Annotated in this window: 16 protein-coding genes; 9 read left to right on the forward strand and 7 right to left on the reverse strand. The window is 64.5% G+C overall.

The annotated features are described in order from the left end of the window. Positions 1–203: 203 nt before the first annotated feature. From P0D96_RS22935 to P0D96_RS22950, 4 genes are all read left to right on the forward strand, one after another. On the forward strand, positions 204–2,492 hold the full coding sequence (locus P0D96_RS22935) for a hypothetical protein (RefSeq protein ID WP_408315435.1): 2,289 nt from the start codon (positions 204–206) through the stop codon (positions 2,490–2,492). 113 nt (positions 2,493–2,605) lie between these two features. Further along, complete coding sequence (locus tag P0D96_RS22940) at positions 2,606–2,755, forward strand: hypothetical protein (protein WP_408315437.1); 150 nt, start codon at positions 2,606–2,608, stop codon at positions 2,753–2,755. A 45-nt stretch (positions 2,756–2,800) separates the two neighbouring features. Next, positions 2,801–3,253 carry a GDP-mannose mannosyl hydrolase gene (locus P0D96_RS22945; RefSeq protein WP_408315504.1) on the forward strand — a complete coding sequence of 151 codons (453 nt, stop codon included), beginning with the start codon at positions 2,801–2,803 and terminating at the stop codon, positions 3,251–3,253. A gap of 131 nt (positions 3,254–3,384) precedes the next feature. Next, a complete protein-coding gene (locus tag P0D96_RS22950; protein WP_408315439.1) occupies positions 3,385–5,775 on the forward strand; it encodes a PIG-L family deacetylase in 2,391 nt (796 codons plus the stop codon). A gap of 25 nt (positions 5,776–5,800) precedes the next feature. Here P0D96_RS22950 and P0D96_RS22955 read toward each other — a convergent pair whose 3' ends face one another. Continuing rightward, complete coding sequence (locus tag P0D96_RS22955) at positions 5,801–6,883, reverse strand: glycosyltransferase family 4 protein (RefSeq protein WP_408315441.1); 1,083 nt, start codon at positions 6,881–6,883, stop codon at positions 5,801–5,803. An 834-nt stretch (positions 6,884–7,717) separates the two neighbouring features. Then, positions 7,718–8,167 carry a hypothetical protein gene (locus tag P0D96_RS22960; RefSeq protein WP_408178820.1) on the reverse strand — a complete coding sequence of 150 codons (450 nt, stop codon included), beginning with the start codon at positions 8,165–8,167 and terminating at the stop codon, positions 7,718–7,720. On the opposite strand from P0D96_RS22960, the gene P0D96_RS22965 reads away from it, so the two are divergent. Together P0D96_RS22965 and P0D96_RS22970 are read left to right on the forward strand one after the other, a co-directional pair. Further along, entirely contained in the window at positions 8,136–9,677 is a 1,542-nt protein-coding gene (locus P0D96_RS22965) for a hypothetical protein (RefSeq protein ID WP_408178821.1), read from the forward strand. The two genes, P0D96_RS22960 and P0D96_RS22965, sit on opposite strands and share 32 nt — an antisense overlap. 41 nt (positions 9,678–9,718) lie before the next feature. Beyond that, a complete protein-coding gene (locus P0D96_RS22970; protein ID WP_408178822.1) occupies positions 9,719–9,913 on the forward strand; it encodes a hypothetical protein in 195 nt (64 codons plus the stop codon). 312 nt (positions 9,914–10,225) lie between these two features. On the opposite strand, the gene P0D96_RS22975 is transcribed toward P0D96_RS22970, so the two are convergent. The 4 genes from P0D96_RS22975 to P0D96_RS22990 form a co-directional block, all read right to left on the reverse strand. Continuing rightward, entirely contained in the window at positions 10,226–11,710 is a 1,485-nt protein-coding gene (locus P0D96_RS22975) for an MFS transporter (protein WP_132375937.1), read from the reverse strand. 86 nt (positions 11,711–11,796) lie between these two features. Further along, complete coding sequence (locus P0D96_RS22980) at positions 11,797–13,026, reverse strand: CaiB/BaiF CoA transferase family protein (protein ID WP_408315444.1); 1,230 nt, start codon at positions 13,024–13,026, stop codon at positions 11,797–11,799. After that, positions 13,023–14,000 carry a hydroxymethylglutaryl-CoA lyase gene (locus P0D96_RS22985; protein ID WP_408315446.1) on the reverse strand — a complete coding sequence of 326 codons (978 nt, stop codon included), beginning with the start codon at positions 13,998–14,000 and terminating at the stop codon, positions 13,023–13,025. Before P0D96_RS22985 ends, P0D96_RS22980 begins: the two co-directional genes overlap by 4 nt. A 234-nt stretch (positions 14,001–14,234) precedes the next feature. Continuing rightward, entirely contained in the window at positions 14,235–15,128 is an 894-nt protein-coding gene (locus tag P0D96_RS22990) for a LysR family transcriptional regulator (RefSeq protein ID WP_408315448.1), read from the reverse strand. 318 nt (positions 15,129–15,446) lie between these two features. Between P0D96_RS22990 and P0D96_RS22995 the strand changes: the two genes are divergently transcribed. Then, positions 15,447–16,100: a LysE family translocator gene (locus P0D96_RS22995; RefSeq protein WP_408315449.1), complete on the forward strand. Its 654-nt coding sequence runs from the start codon at positions 15,447–15,449 to the stop codon at positions 16,098–16,100. A gap of 71 nt (positions 16,101–16,171) precedes the next feature. On the opposite strand, the gene P0D96_RS23000 is transcribed toward P0D96_RS22995, so the two are convergent. Further along, the gene (locus tag P0D96_RS23000) at positions 16,172–17,074 is read right to left on the reverse strand and encodes a DMT family transporter (RefSeq protein ID WP_408315451.1); all 903 of its coding nucleotides are present in this window, start codon (positions 17,072–17,074) and stop codon (positions 16,172–16,174) included. Positions 17,075–17,137: 63 nt separating this feature from the next. On the opposite strand from P0D96_RS23000, the gene P0D96_RS23005 reads away from it, so the two are divergent. Further along, positions 17,138–18,082, forward strand: a complete 945-nt coding sequence (locus P0D96_RS23005) for a LysR substrate-binding domain-containing protein (protein ID WP_408178828.1) — start codon at positions 17,138–17,140, stop codon at positions 18,080–18,082. Positions 18,083–18,200: 118 nt separating this feature from the next. Further along, positions 18,201–18,989 (forward strand): sulfite exporter TauE/SafE family protein, encoded by a 789-nt coding sequence (locus tag P0D96_RS23010; RefSeq protein ID WP_408315453.1) that lies wholly within the window; start codon positions 18,201–18,203, stop codon positions 18,987–18,989. Positions 18,990–19,020 lie beyond the last annotated feature (31 nt).

The raw sequence follows: 19,020 nt of genomic DNA on the forward strand, positions 1-19,020 counted from the left end.
GCGGCACGGCAATAGACGGGCCAGTGGCGGAATGTGTCGAGTGGCAACCGGGCTATTTCCGCCAGCGGTTTGCGGAAATACACTATGCGGTTTCCGCAACACATTGCTTCGAGAGGTGGGCCGAGGCGGCTTTGACCTGGTGAACTAGTAGTTCGGCGACGCGTCTGTTGCCTTGGAAGGACAGCGAACGACACGGGGAACACATGTCGAATGTACGCGAACAGCGCGCGCCGCGAAAGCGCGTTGACGGCTTTTCCGGCGGCAGTCGAGGGCTGAGGAGCGGCATTGCCGCCTCGGTGGCGGCCGTCGTCCTGCTCGGCCTCGCGGCCGGTCGATGCGCTGCGGCCGATGCTGCGCCGCAAGCGAATGGTGTGGGCAATGGCGAATTCACCGCGGACGGCAGAAAGTGGACGCCGTGTGCGGCGGAATACGGCACCTGCCGTTTCAACGGCACGCGCGACGTGCTGTATGGCACGGCGCAACAGCACGTCGTCAAATCGTTCTCGAATAGCGCGGAGTGCAACAACGGCGTATTCGGCGATCCTGCACCGGGCGTGGAGAAGCGTTGCGCGATGGCGCCAACGGTGGCGAATACTGCAACCGCGTCTGTCGCGAAGCAGGACGCGGCGCCGAATGCGGCAATGCAATCCGCCACACCCACGGACCTGAAGGCGCCACCGGGACAAGGGCTGCGTTGCTCAGCGCCTTCGTCGCAGGTCCCCACGGCCGCGAGCGGCGATCTGCTCGAAGCCGACACGCCCAGCGATGGCACGCGTCTCTTCGCCATGAACAAACCGTTCGCGCTGGTTTTCGCCACGCGCCCAGCACAAGGCGACACGCTCAACTGGCAGATACGCGACACGTGGAATGCCGTGCGCGCCAGCGGACGCTTTCCCGTTGCAGCTGGTGCGACGCTGTCCACTTTGAGCTGCGCGTCGAGCGTGGCGGGTTACTTCGCGGTGTCCGCATCGCTGGAACGCGGACACGGGCAGTTCGAATCGCGCGGCACGCGTCCCGCGGGCATCGTCACGTTCGGCGTGCTGCCGGATCCGTCCGCTGCGTTACCCGGCGTGCGTTTTCCGTATGAAGATCTGCACCGGTTCGGCGGACAGGGGGCCGCATATCTTGCGCCGGGACAGCACTGCTGCGACGGCGACGGCTATCGGCCGGTCTATACCGCTCTCGGCCTCACGTGGGTCAACGACAATCGCAACTGGTATATGGAGGAGCCGAAAAAAACCGGCACGTTCGACCCCGCGAGCAAACAGCTCACGCCGTTCTTCCGGCGCGGCGACCTGCTGCGGCTGATCCAGCTCGACGGCATTCCGCAATGGGCGAGTCCGACGAACAAGGAGACCCACAGCTATGTGCCGACCTCGCTCGCGCAGATGAAGGACTACATGGCCAAGGTGGGCGCCGAGTCGAATCGCGTTCGCATGACTTACTTTCCGAAACAGCGCGACAACTACTATCAGGTGACGTGGGAACCGGACGCCGACGGCGGTCTGCCGTGGCGCGACACGGACGCGAATTTCATCGCCATGTACAAGGCGGTCTGGGAGGGCATCCATCAGACGGATCCGCATGCGGTGGTAATGGGTCTGACCTATTCGTCGGTGCAGGGCAACGTCACGTGGATGCGCAAGCTCGGCCCGCTTGGCATCGGCCGCTATATGGACGGCATGACGATTCACGGTTACTACGACATCGGCACGACGCCCTCGCATCCGCCCGAGCGCGTCGCGGATTCCGGCAATCAGGGCACGGTGCCAGGCGCGTTGCCCGCCGCGATGCGGGCGCTGCGCCACGAAATGCGTCTTTACCTGAAGCCCGGCGCGCCGCTCTTCGTGACTGAAACCGGCATCAGCTACGACATCGGGCAGTCGTATGGCAAGAACTATCCGGGCGCGAACGTGCTGTATGCACAGGCTGCCGTGACGGCGCGCACGCATCTGATTTTGCTCGGAGAAGGCGCCGACATGACCTACGTGTTCTATCTAGCGGATATGCCGGACGCCGCGCCGGGCTACGGCATTTTCTTCGAGCTCGATCATCCGAAAGGCGCCTACGGTCCTTCCCGCATCAGCCCGAAACCCGCGGCGCTCGCGGTGGCGGCGATGACGCGCATCATCGACGGCACCGACACGCTCGGCCCGCTCAAGGATCTGCCCCAAGACGTCTACGCCTACGCGTTCCGCCGGCTCGGCGGCGGCAAGATCGTGACCGCGTTATGGACGCATGACAACGGCAAGTGGAACGCCAAAAGCGGCTTCGACGCGAGCCGCAGCGTGGACTTTCGGCTGCGGGTCGACGCGCCCGGCACGACCGGCGAAGTGACGGCGTTCGACATGATGGGCAACGCGACGAGCGTGCCCTACCGCGACGGAATGGCTAGCCTGAAACTCTCGCCCGCGCCGGTCTATGTCGTCTCCGGCAACGCCGAAGTCTTCAGGAACGCAGTCGCCACGCCCGAGGGTTACATGGCGCATTAGCGGCGCGATGTGACGATAGTTCGGCGTGATGTGACAGGTTCTGTGGCCCTTGGCGCACATAGTATGCAGGCGGAGGCACGTTAGCATGCCTATCAACACGCTGGAGCCGAAACATGAGCGGCCTTGCATGGATGATGCTGATACTGGCCGCGATGATCGGCGCATTTCTCTTTGCGACGATCGGCGCAATTGTGCTCGCGCTTCTTCTGACGAGCGTCTCAAGCCGGCTCACGCGGGACGATGATCAACGTCGTGACTACTAGCTGACCTGGCGCTCAACCAGCGCGAGAAGCGGGGGAGATGACATGCTGCTGACCGAGATCGATTTCCTGGACGTGGTCCGCCTCACGCCCCTGGTCGCATTCGATCTGATCGTGAGCGATGCTCAAGGGCGCGTGCTGATCGGCCGACGCCGCAACCGCCCTGCCCGTGGCACATGGTTCGTTCCCGGTGGCCGCATTCTTAAAGACGAAACACTCGACGCCGCGTTCACGCGCATCGCCGACGCCGAGTTGGGCATTGCGCAACTGGCGCGCTCGACGGCACGCTTCGAAGGCGTGTTCGAACATCACTACAGCGACAACTTCGCGGGCGAGCCGGACGTGTCGACGCATTACATCGTGCTCGCCTATTCGCTGACGCTTACCGGCACCGCACCGCTCGGACGGCCCGAGCAGCACAGCGAATATGTGTGGCTTGCGCCTTCGGAACTGCTCGCGCGCGCGGACGTCCACGAAAACACCAAGGCCTATTTCCGCTGATACGGGAGCAAGCCATCACGCGGGCCTGAACCCGCGCCGCATCGCAATCTGGCGCTGACTGTGAGTTCGGTAACGTGCCGGCCACGGTCGCTACAGTATGATGCGAGCTCACCGTCAGAGCTCGAATCACTATGCGATTACCGGCAATCAGGCTCGTTCGCGATTCTTTCACTGCTTTACTCGCGGTTTTCTTCTTCACCTTCCTGCCAGGCACGGCGCGCGCGGCCGATTGCGGCGCCGGCACGCTGGTCACTGTGGTCGCGCACCTCGACGACGATCTGCTCTTCGTGGACCCCGCCATCAGCGAGCGTCTCGACGCGGGCTGGTGTATCACCACGGTGCATCTGATCGGCGGCGCCAACGGCGGGGACTTCGCTTATGTTCAAACGCGCGAGCGGGCCTCGCGGCTCGCCTATGCGCGCATGGCAGGCGTGCCTGACGAGTGGCTCGAATCCAACGTGACGATTGCCGGCAAGCTCGTGCATCAAATGGTGCTGAAGGCCCGGCCGCAGGTGCGCCTGGTCGAATTGCGCCTGCCCGGCGGCGCCGTGCGCGGCGGCCGCGTGCCGCTCGGCCTGCTGTGGGAGCAGCACGCCACGATCTCCACTTATCCGATGAACGCGGACGGCTCCGTACGCGTGAAATACGATCGCGATGCGTTGTCGGCCACGTTGAAAGTGATACTCGCGCAAGCGACGCTGATCTACACGCTCAATCCGGACACCGTTCCGTTTATCGAGCATCCCGATCACATCTATTCCGCGCGCATTACCCGCCACGTCGCGCAGACGCTCGGCAAAGGCGTCCCGATCGTCTATCACGTCACCTATCCGACCGGCGGCTGGCCCGGCAATCTTCCCGCCGCCGAAGTGCAGCGTAAGCGCGACATCGTCGCCAGCTATTTTTCGATCGACGGCAGCGAGTCGTCGCATGTATTCGGCGAGTTTCAATGGGACGGCAACTGGATTTCGCGCCGCTATGCGTTTGCCGATCGCTCCGATCGCCGCGTGCCCGATTTCGTGTCTCATCCGATTCAGCTCTTCAATGCGGCGGCGAGCCGCTGCCTGACCTCCGCGGGTCCAGGCCGCGCGCCGACACTCGCCGCGTGCACGGACTCGTCCACGCAGCAATGGCGATGGGATCCGCTGACCGTGTATCCCGGCAATACGCGCAACGCGGCGCTCGTGAGCGTCGCGACTTCGCAATGCATCGCCGAGCGCGACGGCTATCTGGTCGCCGAGACTTGCGATCAATGGGACCTGGCACAGCGCTGGACGCCGTGGGACTTCGGCCTCGTCTATACGCCGATGCGGCATTGCCTCGGCGAAAACGATGGCAAGCTGACCATGCGCGGCTGCACCGCGCTCACCACCCGCTACCGTTGGGCCACCACGCAACGCACCCAGGCGAACGACCTGAGGCTCGCCACGGCGATGGTCGGCGACATCGCCGGCTCGGGCGAGCAGTCCGCCGTGTACGTTCAGCGGCAACACGACGGCCCGGGATTCGACGTGTATGCCGCGTCGCTCGCGAAAGCGTCGCCGCCCGCGCTCTGGTACGCGGGCGCCGTCCCATTCGATCCTCTGGCTACCGCACCGAGCTGTGCCGGCGACAAACTGTGCTTCGACAGCGTGCGCTTCCTGCTCGGCGATTTCGACGGCGACGGCAAGGCGGATCTGATGATCGTCGCGGCGCGCCAGGGCGGGACCGCATTCTGGTTGCTCCGCAGTGCCGGCGACCGGTTCGAGGCGCCGCGCCTCTGGCTGCAGACCAGCAATGCGTTCAAGCCGGAACTGACGCAGCAATATGTGGCGGCGGACTTCACGGGAACGGGACGGGCCAGCGTGCTGATCGCGCAGAAGCGGCCCGACAGTGGGCTCGATCTGTGGATCGCGTCTTCGCAAGGATCGGGCGTCTCAACGGGAGCGGCGCCGGCGCTCTGGGCGCAGGCCAAAAACCTGCCGCAGAACGTCAATCTGCTGGTGCGCGAAACGGCGGGCGCGCGCGCCTCGCTGGTCGCGGTCGACGGCGCGAACCGCCGCCTCGCGCTCACGCCCATCACCAACGAGGGCTCGCGCATGAGCGTCGGCGAACGCAACGTCTTGCCGGCAAGTTTCGCCCCCAACTTCGTGAAGGTGACAATGGGCGCCGTGCATGGCCGCGACAGCAACACGCTGATTCTGCTGAGCCCGCATCTCGACGAGTCGAGCGAAGAAGCGATGGTCGACGTCGCCACCCTCGACCTGAGCGGCGCGGCGAGCGCGCCGGCCCAGGCGGCGATATTGCACGGCATGACGTGGTCGGATGTGTTTCCGCAATTCGTGCGCGACAGACAGGGTGCCGCACTCGTGCTGTTTCGACGGACGGACGCGACTCTCGGCGATTTCTATTTCACCGGTGGCGCGCCCGCGCTCACGCGCTATCCATCCGGAAACGGCCTGACACTGGGCGAAGCTCAGGAACTCGGCAAACTGCCGGGGCTTTTCTCGGAGACAGTGCGAATCGACCGGCTCGCGCAGTAGCGCGGACCGGCCGGTCCGATAGACGTCAGGCCGAAACCTGTAGCTGAACGAACTTGCGCGCGATCGTCATGTAACGATCCGCGGTGTCGTGCAGCGTGTAGCCGGCCAGTTGCCGGTTCGCGCGCGGCGTGTCGAGCGCGTACAGCAGCGCGCGGCCGTAGGCTTCCGGGTCGGTCGTATCGACCAGGTTGACGCCGGCGAAAGCGCTCGCAAAGCCGAACGAGGGAATCCGGCTCGCCACGACTGGAATACCCGACGCAAGTGCCTCAAGAAAACCAATGCTCTGCGCTTCGAAACGCGACGGCATCGCGAAGACACGCGAGGCGCGCAGGATCGCGGCGACGTCGGAACGCGGCCCGCCCACCGTCACCTTGCTTTCCAGGCCGAGTTGACGAACGAGCGACAGCACCGCTCTGTGATAGTCGAGATCTTCGACAACGCCGCAGAACAGCAGATGCGCTTCCGGCTCCGATTGCAGCACGCGCTCGAACGCGCGGATCGTGTCCAATTGGCTCTTGCCTTCGATATAGCGGCCGAGCTGGACGATCTGCTTCGGGTGCATGCCGATATCCGGCGCGACGGCGTCGTTGGCTTGCGCGAATAATTGCGCGTCCACGCCATTCGGAATCACGACCATGGACGGATGCCGGCCAATCTCACGAAGGTAGTCGTCGATATTCTGCTGCGACACGCCGATGATCGCTCTCGCCCGTCGCGAGAGGAGGCGTTCGGCCCGCTTGAGCGCGCCGTTCTCGAAGTCGTTGACGCCGGAATGCATCACCCACGCAATCGGCGTATGGACCGGCAGGAGGCGCACATACAGCGCGGCAAGCGTGGCGTGAGCCACGATGAAGTCGGGCCGGAACCGCCGTACCACGCGATACAGGTGCAACAGCTTTCCCACCCTGCCGTAGCGAACCTCGGGAAACAGACACGTGACGCCCGCCGCCTGAAGTTCTGCGTGAATGGCGGCGAAATCGTCCTGCTCTGGGAGCAGCGACGTCATGCAGACTTCATGGCCACCGCGCTGATGGTGAATGGCCAATCCTTTTACGAGTACTTCTGCTCCGGACAAGCGCGGTGCATGAACCAGTTGAAGAATCCTCACGATTTATCTCTCTGGATAACCGCCTTTTTTGCGCAGCGGAGGGATACCGCCCCCGTTATTGCAGACCCCAAATAACGTCGGCATCCATCATCGTGTATCGCGCGTTCCCTTTCGCGGAGCGCGTCAATGGCTCAGTAAAACAGCGACAGTTCCGCTGCGAAGTCCATGTCGCGAGGAAACGTTACACCCAAGGCCCAGCACTTTTACGCCAACCCCAAGAGCTTTTCGGCGGGTCAATGAGCGCTAGCGCCCATTTCTCAGTCGATTAGCCGTGCCAGATAGTTAGGCATCCGTTTCAAATTATTGCGACCCCAATTCGTTATGGCGAAAAAATACTAGTTTCGCCTGACGGATATTTTCATGCGATCAAAGCAATTAGTACTGCATTAATGTTCATACGTAACGACTCGTTACTTCTTTTAAACACACTAATGCGTATTGTTGCGTCGATTCTTCCCAAATTGAGCTTTTCTAGCTTACAGGACAGTAAAAAATTCATCGGCTCGTGCCGTGAATTCACGTACTGCGATCTGAATCGCGCTGTTCCTCAACTCGCTGGCCGTTTTCGTCGTCCTTCCCCGGTCGTCCGATTCCGCCAAATCCGCTTCTGTCAGCGGTTCGGTTTCGTATGACAAGAGTTTCTCTGCAGAGAAATGCGTTCGGGGCCGACATCCCGGGAAGGCATCACCTTCGCGCAGCCGCAAAGCCGCGCACACAGGACGCCAGTGTCGAAGCCTCGGTCATCGGCTGGCTTGCAAATGAACCCCGATGTTCGCTCCACCTCCCGACGCGCTTTGCGCGAGGACACGGACGAAGCATCAGCTAACGCATTGCTTACAGATTGATGAAATCGCACCTACTCGCACTCTCGACACTCTCCCTCGCACTCGCCGCATGCGGCGGCGGTGGCGGTGGCAGCACCACCGGCACCGCGGCAAGCCAGTCCAACGGCAACAGCAGTAGTTCGAACAGCTCGGCCAGCACGTCTGCCGCTAACAACCCCAGCACCGGCACCACTGCGCTGAACGCCACGGGCGGCACCGCGGCCATGAGCTGCGCCTCGCCCTCCACGTCGGCCGGCTCGGGCAGCGCGACGATCTCCGCCGATACGCCCAGCGCCGACGGCACGCGCATCTTCGCGGCCGGCAGCACCTTCCAGCTCGCCTTCAACACCAACGCGCCGAGCGCGGACACGCTGAACTGGGCCGTCACCGACACGCTCGGCCGCGTCGCCGCGAGCGGCAGCACCGCCGTGCCGAGCGGCGCGAAGACCATCACGTTCAATTGCACCTCGACGCTCGCCGGTTATTTTGCGGCGACGGGCACGCTCGCCAAGAACGGCGGCCAGCTGCCGCAAGCCGGCACGCGTCCGGTCGGCATCGCCAGCTTCGGCGTGACGCCGAACCTGTCCGGCGTCGTTCCGGCCGTCACCTATGCGCGCCAGGAACAGCATCGCTTCGGCATGCAGGGCGCAAACGACAACGGTCCGCTGCTTGCCGCGCTGGGCATTTCGTCGACGATCGACGACCGCCAGCTCTCCACCATGGAACCGAACGGACCGAACACGTTCAATCCGTCGGCCAGTAATCTCGATTCGTTCTACAAGAGCGGCAACGTGATGCGCCTGATCCGCCTCGACGGCATTCCCGCCTGGGCGAGCAGCACCGGGGCCTTCCAGGACGACACGACGCTGCCAACCGATATTTCGTACTACCAGAGCTATATGAGCCGTGTCGGCACGGAATCGAACGCGATCCGCGCCGCGTACTTCCCGACCCAGTCGGCGAACTACTATCAGGTGACGTGGGAACCGAACCAGATGTGGACCGATACCGACGCCAACTTCGTCGCGTTGTACAAAGCGGTCTACCAGGGCATTCATTCAACCGATCCGCACGCGATGGTGATGGGCCCGGCCGATGCCTTCCCGAGCCTGACCACGACGCACCTGAAACGCCTCGCGCCGCTCGGCTTCGGCCAATACATCGACGCGGTCGCCACGCACGGTTACTACGACGCGGGCACCTCGCCGTCGCACCCGCCTGAGCGCTACGACAGCGACCCGTCCACCGCGGATGGATCGTTGCGCGGCCAGATGCGCAACCTGCGCACGGAGATGGCCACCGACTATCGCACCGGCATGCATCTGTTCTCGACGGAAGCGGGCATCAGCTACGACCTCGGCAGCTCGTATGGCCCCAACTATCCGACCGCGAACGTGCTGTACGCACAAGCGGCGGTCGCGGCGCGCATGCACATCATCACGCTCGGCGAAGGCGCCGATCAGACCTACGTGTTCTACGGCGCGGACTATCCGGATGAAGTCGGCTACGGCACCTTCTTCGACCTGAGCGATCCGCAAGGTGCGTTCGGCGCGTCCAACATCAGCCCGAAGCCGGTTGCCATGGCGATCAGCGCGATGACGCACACGCTCGACGGCACCACGACGCTCGGTCCGGTGAACGGCACGCCGACCGGCGTATACGCCTACGCGTTCCAGCAGGTGGGCAACGGCGCGGTGGTCACCGCTTTGTGGGCGCACAACAACAACGTGTGGAGCGCGAGCGCGGGTTTCAGCTCGACCTATAGCGTCTCGTACAGCCTCAACGTCGATGCGCCGGGCACGAGCGGCACCGTGAAGGTGGTCGACATGATGGGCAACGCGACCAATGCGAATTACAGCAACGGTGTGCTGACGCTCAACCTGACTGAATCGCCGGTGTATGTGGTGTCGAACAATGCGTCGGTCGCCAAGGCCAACGCGACGACGCCGGTGGGATACGTCGCTATGTAAGTTGCGCGTTTGATGGACCCGAATTCGGGTACTCGGTGGACATGAAAAACGTCAGCCGGCTCATAGGCCGGCTGACGTTATTTTTTTGGACGCTCGAAACAGGCAAGGCATGTTCGGCGTCGAGATCGAGTCACGATGTTCTCGTGGCGCTGGCGATTGCTTTCATCGCGCTGGCAAAAACCGGTCAGATTTCTTGCATGACTTGTGCGCCGGCCAAACTGCTGGGCCTGATGTGAGCTTCGCCGAGACCACAGCCAGGCAAGCGCCTTAAAAACCAGAAACCCCAACATAAAGCACAAAACAGGCGCACACTACCTTATTGCTCCCCTGCGGAGCAAAAACCGCCAATTTGGGAGTCCATCATGGCAAAAGGTCAAATGCGCAGTAACCGCGAAGTCAAGAAACCGAAACAGGCGAAGAAACCCCAACCCGCCACCTCGCCATCAGGCGCGCCGCCGATTCGCGTAGCACCGAGCGTGTCAGCGACCCAGAAGAAGCACTAAAGCGAGCAAGCCCGCCCCACACAGGCGGGCATCCTCCTCGACAAACTACTTCGAAATATCCTCCAACGCCACGTCCCGCGTCTTCGGCCCAAGCGTTCCAATGGCCAGCATCACCACTGCCATTGCCCCGGAGATAAACACGAACACGCCGTCCACGCCGAAGCGGCTCAAACATCCCGCGATCACGAACGCGGAGAACATCGCCGAAATCCGGCTCCACGAATAAACGAATCCCACGGCCCGCGCCCGAATGCTAGTCGGAAACAACTCGGCCTGATACGCGTGATAGCTATACGAAATAATATTTCCCGCTAGCACGAGACAGACGCCCAGGCTCACCAGCAACACCGTCTCGCGCGCCTGGCTGAACGCCAGCCCGCACACCACGTTGACCGCCGCCATGCAGATAATCACTGTCTTGCGCTCGAAGCGGTCGGCGATCAGCAATCCCAGCAACGGCCCGAGCGGTGCGGCAATCGCGATGATGCTCGCGTACATCAGACTCGTCGTCACCGTAATGCCCTGCTTGATCAGCAAGGTCGGAATCCAGTTTGCGAAGCCGTAATAGCCCATTGTCTGGAACACGTGGAAGATGATCAGCATCAGCGTGCGCTTGCGATATGGCGGCACCAGCAGATCTCGAAACGCCGCCCGTGCGCGCACCGGTTCGGGCGAGGCCGGCTCCGGCAACGGCCGTCCGTATTCGCGCGCCACGCGTGCTTCGAGCCGCGTCATGATCGCGTCCGCTTCGTCGATGCGGCCTTTCTGCGCGAGCCAGCGCGGGCTCTCCGGCAAACGCAGGCGGATCCACCACACCACGATCGCGCCGACCACGCCGGTCAGCACGACCAGACGCCAGCCATCCAGGCCGAAGTAGCGATGCGGCACCAGCAGATACGAGAGAAACGCGACGATCGGCACCGCGCAAAATCCCACCGCCTGTGAACACGCCGACGCGCGTCCGCGCACATGCTTCGGCACGAGTTCGGAAATGTACGTGCCGATCGTGACGATCTCCACGCCAATGCCGATCCCCGCAATGAAGCGCCACAGGTTGAGCCCGAGCGCCGTGTCCTGGAACGCCATGATGATATTGGCCGCCGTGTACCAGAGCAGCGACCACGTGAAGATCGCGCGCCGGCCAAAACGGTCGGCGAGAAAGCCGCACGCCGCCGTGCCGATGAACAGGCCCGCGAACAACGCCGCGATGAAACTCGCGACGCCGCTGGTGCCGAACAGACCGTGCGTGGTCGCGGTGAGAATGCCGCTGCGCACGAGTCCCGGCGCGATGTAGCCGGAGAACATCAGGTCGTACAGTTCGAAGAAGAGCCCGAGGCTCAGCAGCATCACCAGCTTCCAGATCGAACGCGTGGCCGGCAGGCGGTCGAGTCGCGCGGAGATACGCGCACCATCGAGCGCGATTTCGTCCGCGCGGCCGTCCGCCGACGCACCCGCGCCGGAGGGCAAACCGCCGAGCGCGCCGGCATCGCCGACCGCTGTCGCATACACCGCATGATTCGACGACTTCATCGTCTGTCTCCTTTGTCCGGTCTTGCGCCGGATGAGATTGATTTGATTGCGTTCCATACATCGAACGCCGCGCTCATGCAACGGCCTCACGCGGCTTCCTGCGGCGCCTGCTTCGACCCGCCGCCCAGCGCCACGATCTGCGCCTCGTCGTAGCCGAGATCGCGCAGCACTTGCGCCGTGTGCTCGCCGATCTTCGCGATCGGTTGACGTGGCTGCAGACGCGCGCCGTCGAGTGAAATCGGCAGCAAAGGCATGCCGGTTTCGCTGCCGTCATCGAGCGTGAGCCGAGCAAGACCACCGCTCTGGTTCAGATGCGGATCGTCGAACAGCTCTTCGGGTTTCGTGATCGACGCGAACGGAATGTGATCGCGCTCGAACTGGGGCGCGAGCGCCGCGCCTTCGAACTGGCTCAGCGTTTCGCCGAGTGTCTTCAACAGCCATTCGCGCGCCAGCACGCGGTCGTTGTTGCTGGTGAGGCGCGGGTCGGCCAGCAGATCCGCGCGGCCGAGAATCGCACACAGCGCGCGCCACTGTCCGTCGCCGGTCGCGGCGATGAACATCTGCTCGTTGTTGGCGAGCGTGAACACGTCGTACACGGCCCACGCGCTGATGCGCTCGGGCATCGGCGCGGCTGGCACGCCGGTCGCGGCGAACTGCTGCATGTGCTGCGCGGACAGCAGCACGCAGTTCTCGAACAGCGCGCTCTGCACTTCCTTGCCGCGTCCGCTCGCATGCCGTTCGTGCAAGGCGGCGAGCACGCCGATCGCGCCGAACATGCCGCCCATGATGTCGTTGACCGAACTGCCCGCGCGCAGCGGACGGCCCACCGGCCCGGTCATGTAGGCGAGGCCGGCCATCATCTGCACGACTTCGTCGAGCGCGAGACGGTGTTCATACGGACCGTTCAGGAAGCCCTTGTGCGAGACGTAGATGAGCTTCGGATTGCGCTCGCGCAACGTCGCGTAGTCGAGACCGAGGCTCGCCATGCGGCCCGGTTTGAAGTTCTCGACGAACACGTCCGTGGTATCGACCAGCTTGTGCAACGCGGCCAATCCCGCTTCGCTATCGAGGTCGAGCGCCACGCTCTTCTTGTTGCGATTGAAGGTGCGGAAAAAGCCCGCGCCGGTGCCGAGCAAACGGCGCGTACCGTCGCCGCGCGGCGGTTCGACCTTGATCACTTCAGCGCCGAGATCGCCGAGAATCATCCCGCAGGTCGGGCCCATCACCATATGCGACAACTCGATCACACGAATGCCCGCGAGCGGCAGCGCGCCTGGCTGCGGCAAAGAGGTGGAAGTAGAGGAAAGCGGATTCATTGCAGTACCTGCGAGTCGGAGAATTCGAAACGTTGACGGGCGGCGCTGAACTGCTTCGGCAAGCCGGCGCGCGCCAGATAGCCGTACAGCGGTTCGCCGGGCAAAGCGTCGGCGAGCACGGCGCGCGACGCGAGCAGAAGGTCGAGGTCGATGCCGGTCGTGTAGCCCATGCTGTCGAGCATGAACACGAGGTCTTCGGTGTTGACGTTGCCGGTTGCGCCCGGCGCATGCGGACAGCCGCCGAGTCCGGCCAGCGACGCGTCGAATTCGCGGATGCCGTGTTGCAGCGCGACCAGTGTGTTGGCGAGACCGAGGCCACGCGTGTCGTGGAAATGCAGCGAGCGCAGCCTGCCGCCCGCGACGTTGCGCACCAGTTCGATGATCTCGCCGACCTGGCGCGGCGTCGCTTCGCCGGTGGTGTCGCCGAGTGCGATCACATCGGCGCCTGCTTGCACCGCGGCGTCGGAGATCGCGGCGATATCCGCGTACGGCACGGCGCCTTGCAGCGTGCAGCCGAACACCGTCGACAAGCCGGCGATCAGTTCGACGCGCCGCGCGCCCGCTTTCGACGCGCCGTCGATCAACTCGCGCATCGCCGCGAACGCCTCGATCATTTCCGCCGGCGTCTTTCGCACGTTCGCAAGGCTATGCGCGGCGCTCACCGAAATCGGCGCGACGATCCGATGCACGCCGCATTCGAGCGCTCGTTGCGCGCCCTTCAGATTCGGCACCAGCGCCGTGACAATCAGATCGTCGTAGGTGAGCGCGTGGGCGATGACTTCGTCGGCGTCGGCCATCTGCGGCAACAGCGTCGTCGGCACGAAGGAGGCGACTTCCATATGGCGCACGCCAGCGGCATAGGCGGCGTCGATCCAGCGCCGTTTGAACGCGGTGGGCATCGTGCGGGCGATGCTTTGCAGACCGTCTCGCATACCGACTTCGGTCACGACGACGCGCTCCTGGGTGTCACTCATGGTCTTGAATCCCGGTCTTGAATGCGGCGGAGAATGCGGGGAATGAAGCAACTGAGTGACAGCGTGCCCGCGCATCGACGCGCGGCAAAGTCTGCGTTGGCGACGCACTCCATCGCCGCTCGCGATGGCGGCTCAGGCAGGCCGGACGGGCGTGAGCCGCCGCAAAGGGGAAACCCTTAAGGGCTTTTCAGAGGATGCGCCGGGAAGATCTTGGCCGGGATTTCAGGCTCGGGCTCAGCCCGCGTTCAGCAGATGATCGAGCAGATGCGACGCCGCGAGCGTGAGCGCCTGACGGTCGCGCATGCAAATCACAAAGCGCCGTTCGGCCCAGGCTTCGCTCAAGGGCACGGCCATGATGCCGTATTCGTCGGCGGCGTGACGCGGCAGTGCTTCGCGCGGCAGGATCGCGACGGCGAGGCCGGCCTGGATGAAACGATAGGCGGCGTCGAACGTCGACACGTAGGTGCGATAGTTGAGTTCGCGGCCCTTCTCTACCGCGATGCGCTGCATCAGTGCATTCACTGAGGCGTTCGACGAGAGTCCGAGGTGGTCGAACGCCAGCGTCTGCTCGAAGCTGACCGCGCCCTCGCCCGCGAGCGGATGGTCGCGCGGCACGATCAGCGCGAGATGATCGGCGCGATAGGGCAGCGCGTCGAGACTGCCCATCGGCACGACATCGCGGCAAATGCCGAGATCGGCGACGCCTTCTTCCAGCCCTCGAACGATTTCCGCGCTCACGCGCTCTTCGACGTCCACGCGAATTCGCGGGTTCGCCTTTAGAAACGCCGAGAGCGCCTCAGGCAGAAACTCCACCATCGACGACACGTTCGCCAGCACCCGCACATGGCCGCGCGCGCCGGCCGCGTATTCACTGAGTTCGGCTTGCAGGCGTTCGTGGCCGCGCATGATGAGCCGCGCATGCCGCAGCAGCGCCTCGCCGGCGGCGGTCGCGCGCACGCCGCGCTGGCTGCGCGAGAGCAACGCGACTTCGACCAGCGCCTCGAGGTCCGCCAGCCGTTTGCTGACCGCCGACGGCGCGATGAACTCGCGTTCGGCCGCGCGCGCGATCGTGCCTTCCTCGCAGACGGCAATGAACAAGCGCAAGGTCACCTGATCGATCTGCCACATGAGCGGGCGTGCTCCCAAGGTCTGAAGTGGGAAAATTATGCCCGACGATGACGGCGGCCGAGGCCATCTCAGGGTATCCACCGCGGAGGTTGCTTGGCTTGCTTGGGTTGCTTGGCTTGCTTGGCTTGCTTGGCTTGCTTGGCTTGCTTGGGTTGCTTGGGTTGCTTGGGCTGTTTGAGCCGCTTTACCCGCGATCATTCCCGCACTTGCCCGGCTTTTCCGGTCTGGCTATGCTGAGAGCCTTGCCGGCCGCGAGCCTCTGCGCAGCACGCGAATCGCGGCACGAACCAGAACAATCGACCAGAACCAGAGATAGCCATGTCCACCACCAGTCTCTTCCTCACGGCCGCAGGCGTCGGCCTCGCGATTGCCGCGCCGGTCGGCCCGATGGGCATGCTGTGCATCCGCCGCACGTTGACCGGCGGTCCGCGTGCCGGGCTCGCCATCGGTTTCGGCATCGCAACCGGCGACGCCGCTTACGGTCTGATCGCGGCACTCGGCCTCGTCAGCATCTCGCAGTTCATGCTCGCGTACGACCGGCCCTTGCATCTGCTCGCCGGATTGTTCCTGTTGTATCTGGGCGTGCGCACGCTACTGCAGAAAGCACCCGCCGACGCGTCGAACGGCGACAGCAACGGCAACGGCAACGGCAAGCTCGCGCAAGTGGGCCGCGCCGGTGCGCTGCGCGCCTATGCAAGTTCATTGCTGCTCACGCTGACCAATCCGCAAACGGTCATCATGTTCGCCGCGCTGTTCACGACGCTCGCCCCGCGCGGCGCGTTTTCATCGAGCATCGCGCTGACCACGGTTGGCGGCGTGTTTTGCGGCTCGATCGCTTGGTGGTGTTTCCTCGTGACGGTGGTGTCGCTCGCGCGCCATGCGATCGGTAGCAAACTGCGCGTTGCCATCGACCGGATCGTCGGGTTCACGCTGGCGGCGTTCGGCGTCGTGGAAATTCGCCGGGCGCTTTGAGCAAGCATCCGCGCACAGCACCACGTGTTAGCGCTGCGGCTGGGTCGGCCGCTACGCTCCCAGCCTCTGCCTCACGAGCGCCCGCGCAACGCCACGAGCACCACACCGCAGATCGCCAGCAAACCACCGCATAGCGTCGCGAGCCCCGGGCGTTCTCCGGTCAGCAGCGCGGACAAGACTGTCGCCACGGCCGGCGTCAGATAGAGAAAATTGGCCGCACGCGCCGCGCCGAAATGACCGAGCGCGAAGGTCCACGTCGCATAACCGAGCGTCGCCGGAAACACGCCGAGCACCAGCACCGCCTGCAGCGTCCCGTGTGGCGCGCCGTCGAGCGAATGCACCGCGCCCGGCAACCAGGGCGTCAGCAGCAGCGCGCCGGCCAGCAATGTGTAGGCGGTGCAGGTCAACGCGCCGTAGACCGGAATCAGACGCCGCTGCAGCACGAAGTAACTCGCGGAACACAGCGCGGCGCCGAGAATCAGAGTGCTGCCCGCGCCGAGCGTCAGGCCGCCCGGCTGCCCGCGCGCAATCACGGCGATACCCGCCAGGCTTATCAGCGACCCGAGCCATCCCCAGCGGTTGAAACGCTCGCCGAGTACGACGGCCGCCAGCAGCGCCGTAAAAATCGGCAGCGTATTGACGATGAAACTCGCCGCGCCCGCAGCCACGGTCTTTTCACCGGTATTGAGCAGCGCGTTGTAGAGCGCGATGCCGAGAAAACCGCACAACGCGAAGCGCAGGCCATCGGGCCATGTCGGCAGACGCGGGCGCCGGTAGGCGAGCCACGCGAGCACCAGCAGCGCCGCAGTAGCGAATCGCGCGGACGCCAGTTGCAAAGGCGGCAAGCCCTGCAAGCCGATCCGAATGAATGGAAAAGCGGATGCCCACGACACAATCGTGAAAGCGACCGCACCTGCCGCCAACAGCGGCTGACGCGCAAAGCGCGAGGGACTAGGCGAAGTGAGTGTGTTCATGCCGCGATCGTGCCTCGCCATGAGCTGCTAAGCTAGAACACAAATGAACACCGTGATGTGAATATGGCTCACACCTCGCCACACGCCGCGTCCGCGCGGCCGCCGCTCGCCAGCCTCGAAACCGTCTGCCATGTGGCCCGCGAAGGCTCGTTCCTCGCCGCCGCGGAAGCAGCCGGGCTCACGCACGGCGCGATCAGCCGGCGCGTCGCGGCGGTAGAAAACTGGCTCGGCATGACATTGTTCGAACGCCATGCCCGCGGCGTGCGGCTGACACCGGACGGGCAGCGTTTTGTTGGGCGGATCGAGCAGGCTTTCGGCATTATCGACAGCGCGGCGGACCAGTGGCGTTCGCCGCGCAGCCCGCAACTGGTCAAGCTGAGCGTGGTGCCCGCATTCGCCAAGCTGTGGTTCTTCGAGCGCCAGGCGGCGTTCGAAACCGAGGCGCCCGCGCTGCGCATCCAACTCGACATCGACCATCGCAACGCGGACATCGTCAGCGGCGACGCGGATCTGGCCATTCGCTACGGGCGCGGCAACTGGCGTCATCTGGAGGTCAAGCCGTTCTTGCCGGAGAAGCTGTATCCGGTGGCGCATCCCGCACTGGCCGCGCAACTGGCGAAGCAGCGGCATAAGCGCGGCGACGCGGCGCTACTCGACGTGCCGCTGCTGCACGACTCGGACGTGACAGGCTGGCGCGCATGGTTCGATGCGCTGGACATGCCGTTGAAACCTCGCCCGCAGGACCGGCGCTTCGAAGACTACACGCTGGTGCTGGCCGCCGCGGAAGCGGGACTCGGCGTGGCGCTGGCACGCGTGCCGCTCGCCGACGCCTATCTGCAGCGCAGCGGCCTCGTACGCGTGAGCCGCCATGAAGTCGCCTCGCCACTGACCTACTACTTCGTGCATGCGAAAGGCGAAAACCGGCCCGAAGTCCTCGCGCTGATCGATCGTATGCAGGCCGCGCAGCGCAGCGCTTCATACGCAAACGCGGCAGTTTTGCGACAATAGCGGCTTTCGCCGCGCCGCGGCGGCCTTTGCGCCGCCCTCCATCGACTGTCGAAGGCCGGCGCGCCGGCCTTGCCGCCTCTAACCCGTCCAACCCACCCGACCGCCAGCGGTCCGCTCAATGGCACTTCCCCACATCGATCTGCTGTACTCCGTCTCCGGCCTGTTCGTCGGCTTTCTGGTCGGACTGACGGGCGTCGGCGGCGGCTCGCTGATGACGCCGATCCTGGTCCTGCTGTTCAATGTGCATCCGGCCACCGCGGTCGGCACCGACCTGCTGTACGCGGCGGCCACCAAGGCCACCGGCACGCTCGTGCACGGCCTGAAGCGCTCCGTCGACTGGCAGATCACCCTGCGCCTCGCCGCCGGCAGCGTGCCGGCCGCCACGATCACGCTGATCCTGCTGCATCGTTATGGCATGGACACGCCGGGCGCGAGCCGGCTGATCCAGGTCGTGCTCGGCGCGGCGTTGCTGGTGACGGCGGTGGCGCTGGTGTTTCGTCCGCAACTCGCGGCGCTCGGCGCGCGCAAACAGCGCACGCCGCGTCAGGGACGCACGCTCGCGCTGACCATGCTGACCGGCGCGGTGCTCGGCGTGCTGGTGTCGCTGACTTCGGTCGGGGCGGGCGCGATCGGCGTGACGGTGCTGTTGCTGCTGTATCCGCTTTTACCGACCACGCGCATTGTCGGATCGGACATCGCGCACGCGGTGCCGCTCACCCTGCTGGCGGGCGCCGGCCATTGGCTGCTGGGCTCGATCGACTGGTCGATGCTGCTGTCGTTGCTGGTGGGATCGCTGCCGGGCATCGCGATCGGCAGCTATCTGTCCTCGCGCGCGCCGGACGCACTGCTGCGCAACCTGCTCGCCGCCACGCTCACACTAGTCGGCGTACGCCTCGTGCTGGCCTGAAACCGCCCTAAGGATATCGACGCACGGCGGC

Origin of the sequence: Paraburkholderia sp. RL17-347-BIC-D (genome assembly GCF_046027915.1) — a bacterium.
Taxonomy (GTDB): Bacteria; Pseudomonadota; Gammaproteobacteria; order Burkholderiales; family Burkholderiaceae; genus Paraburkholderia.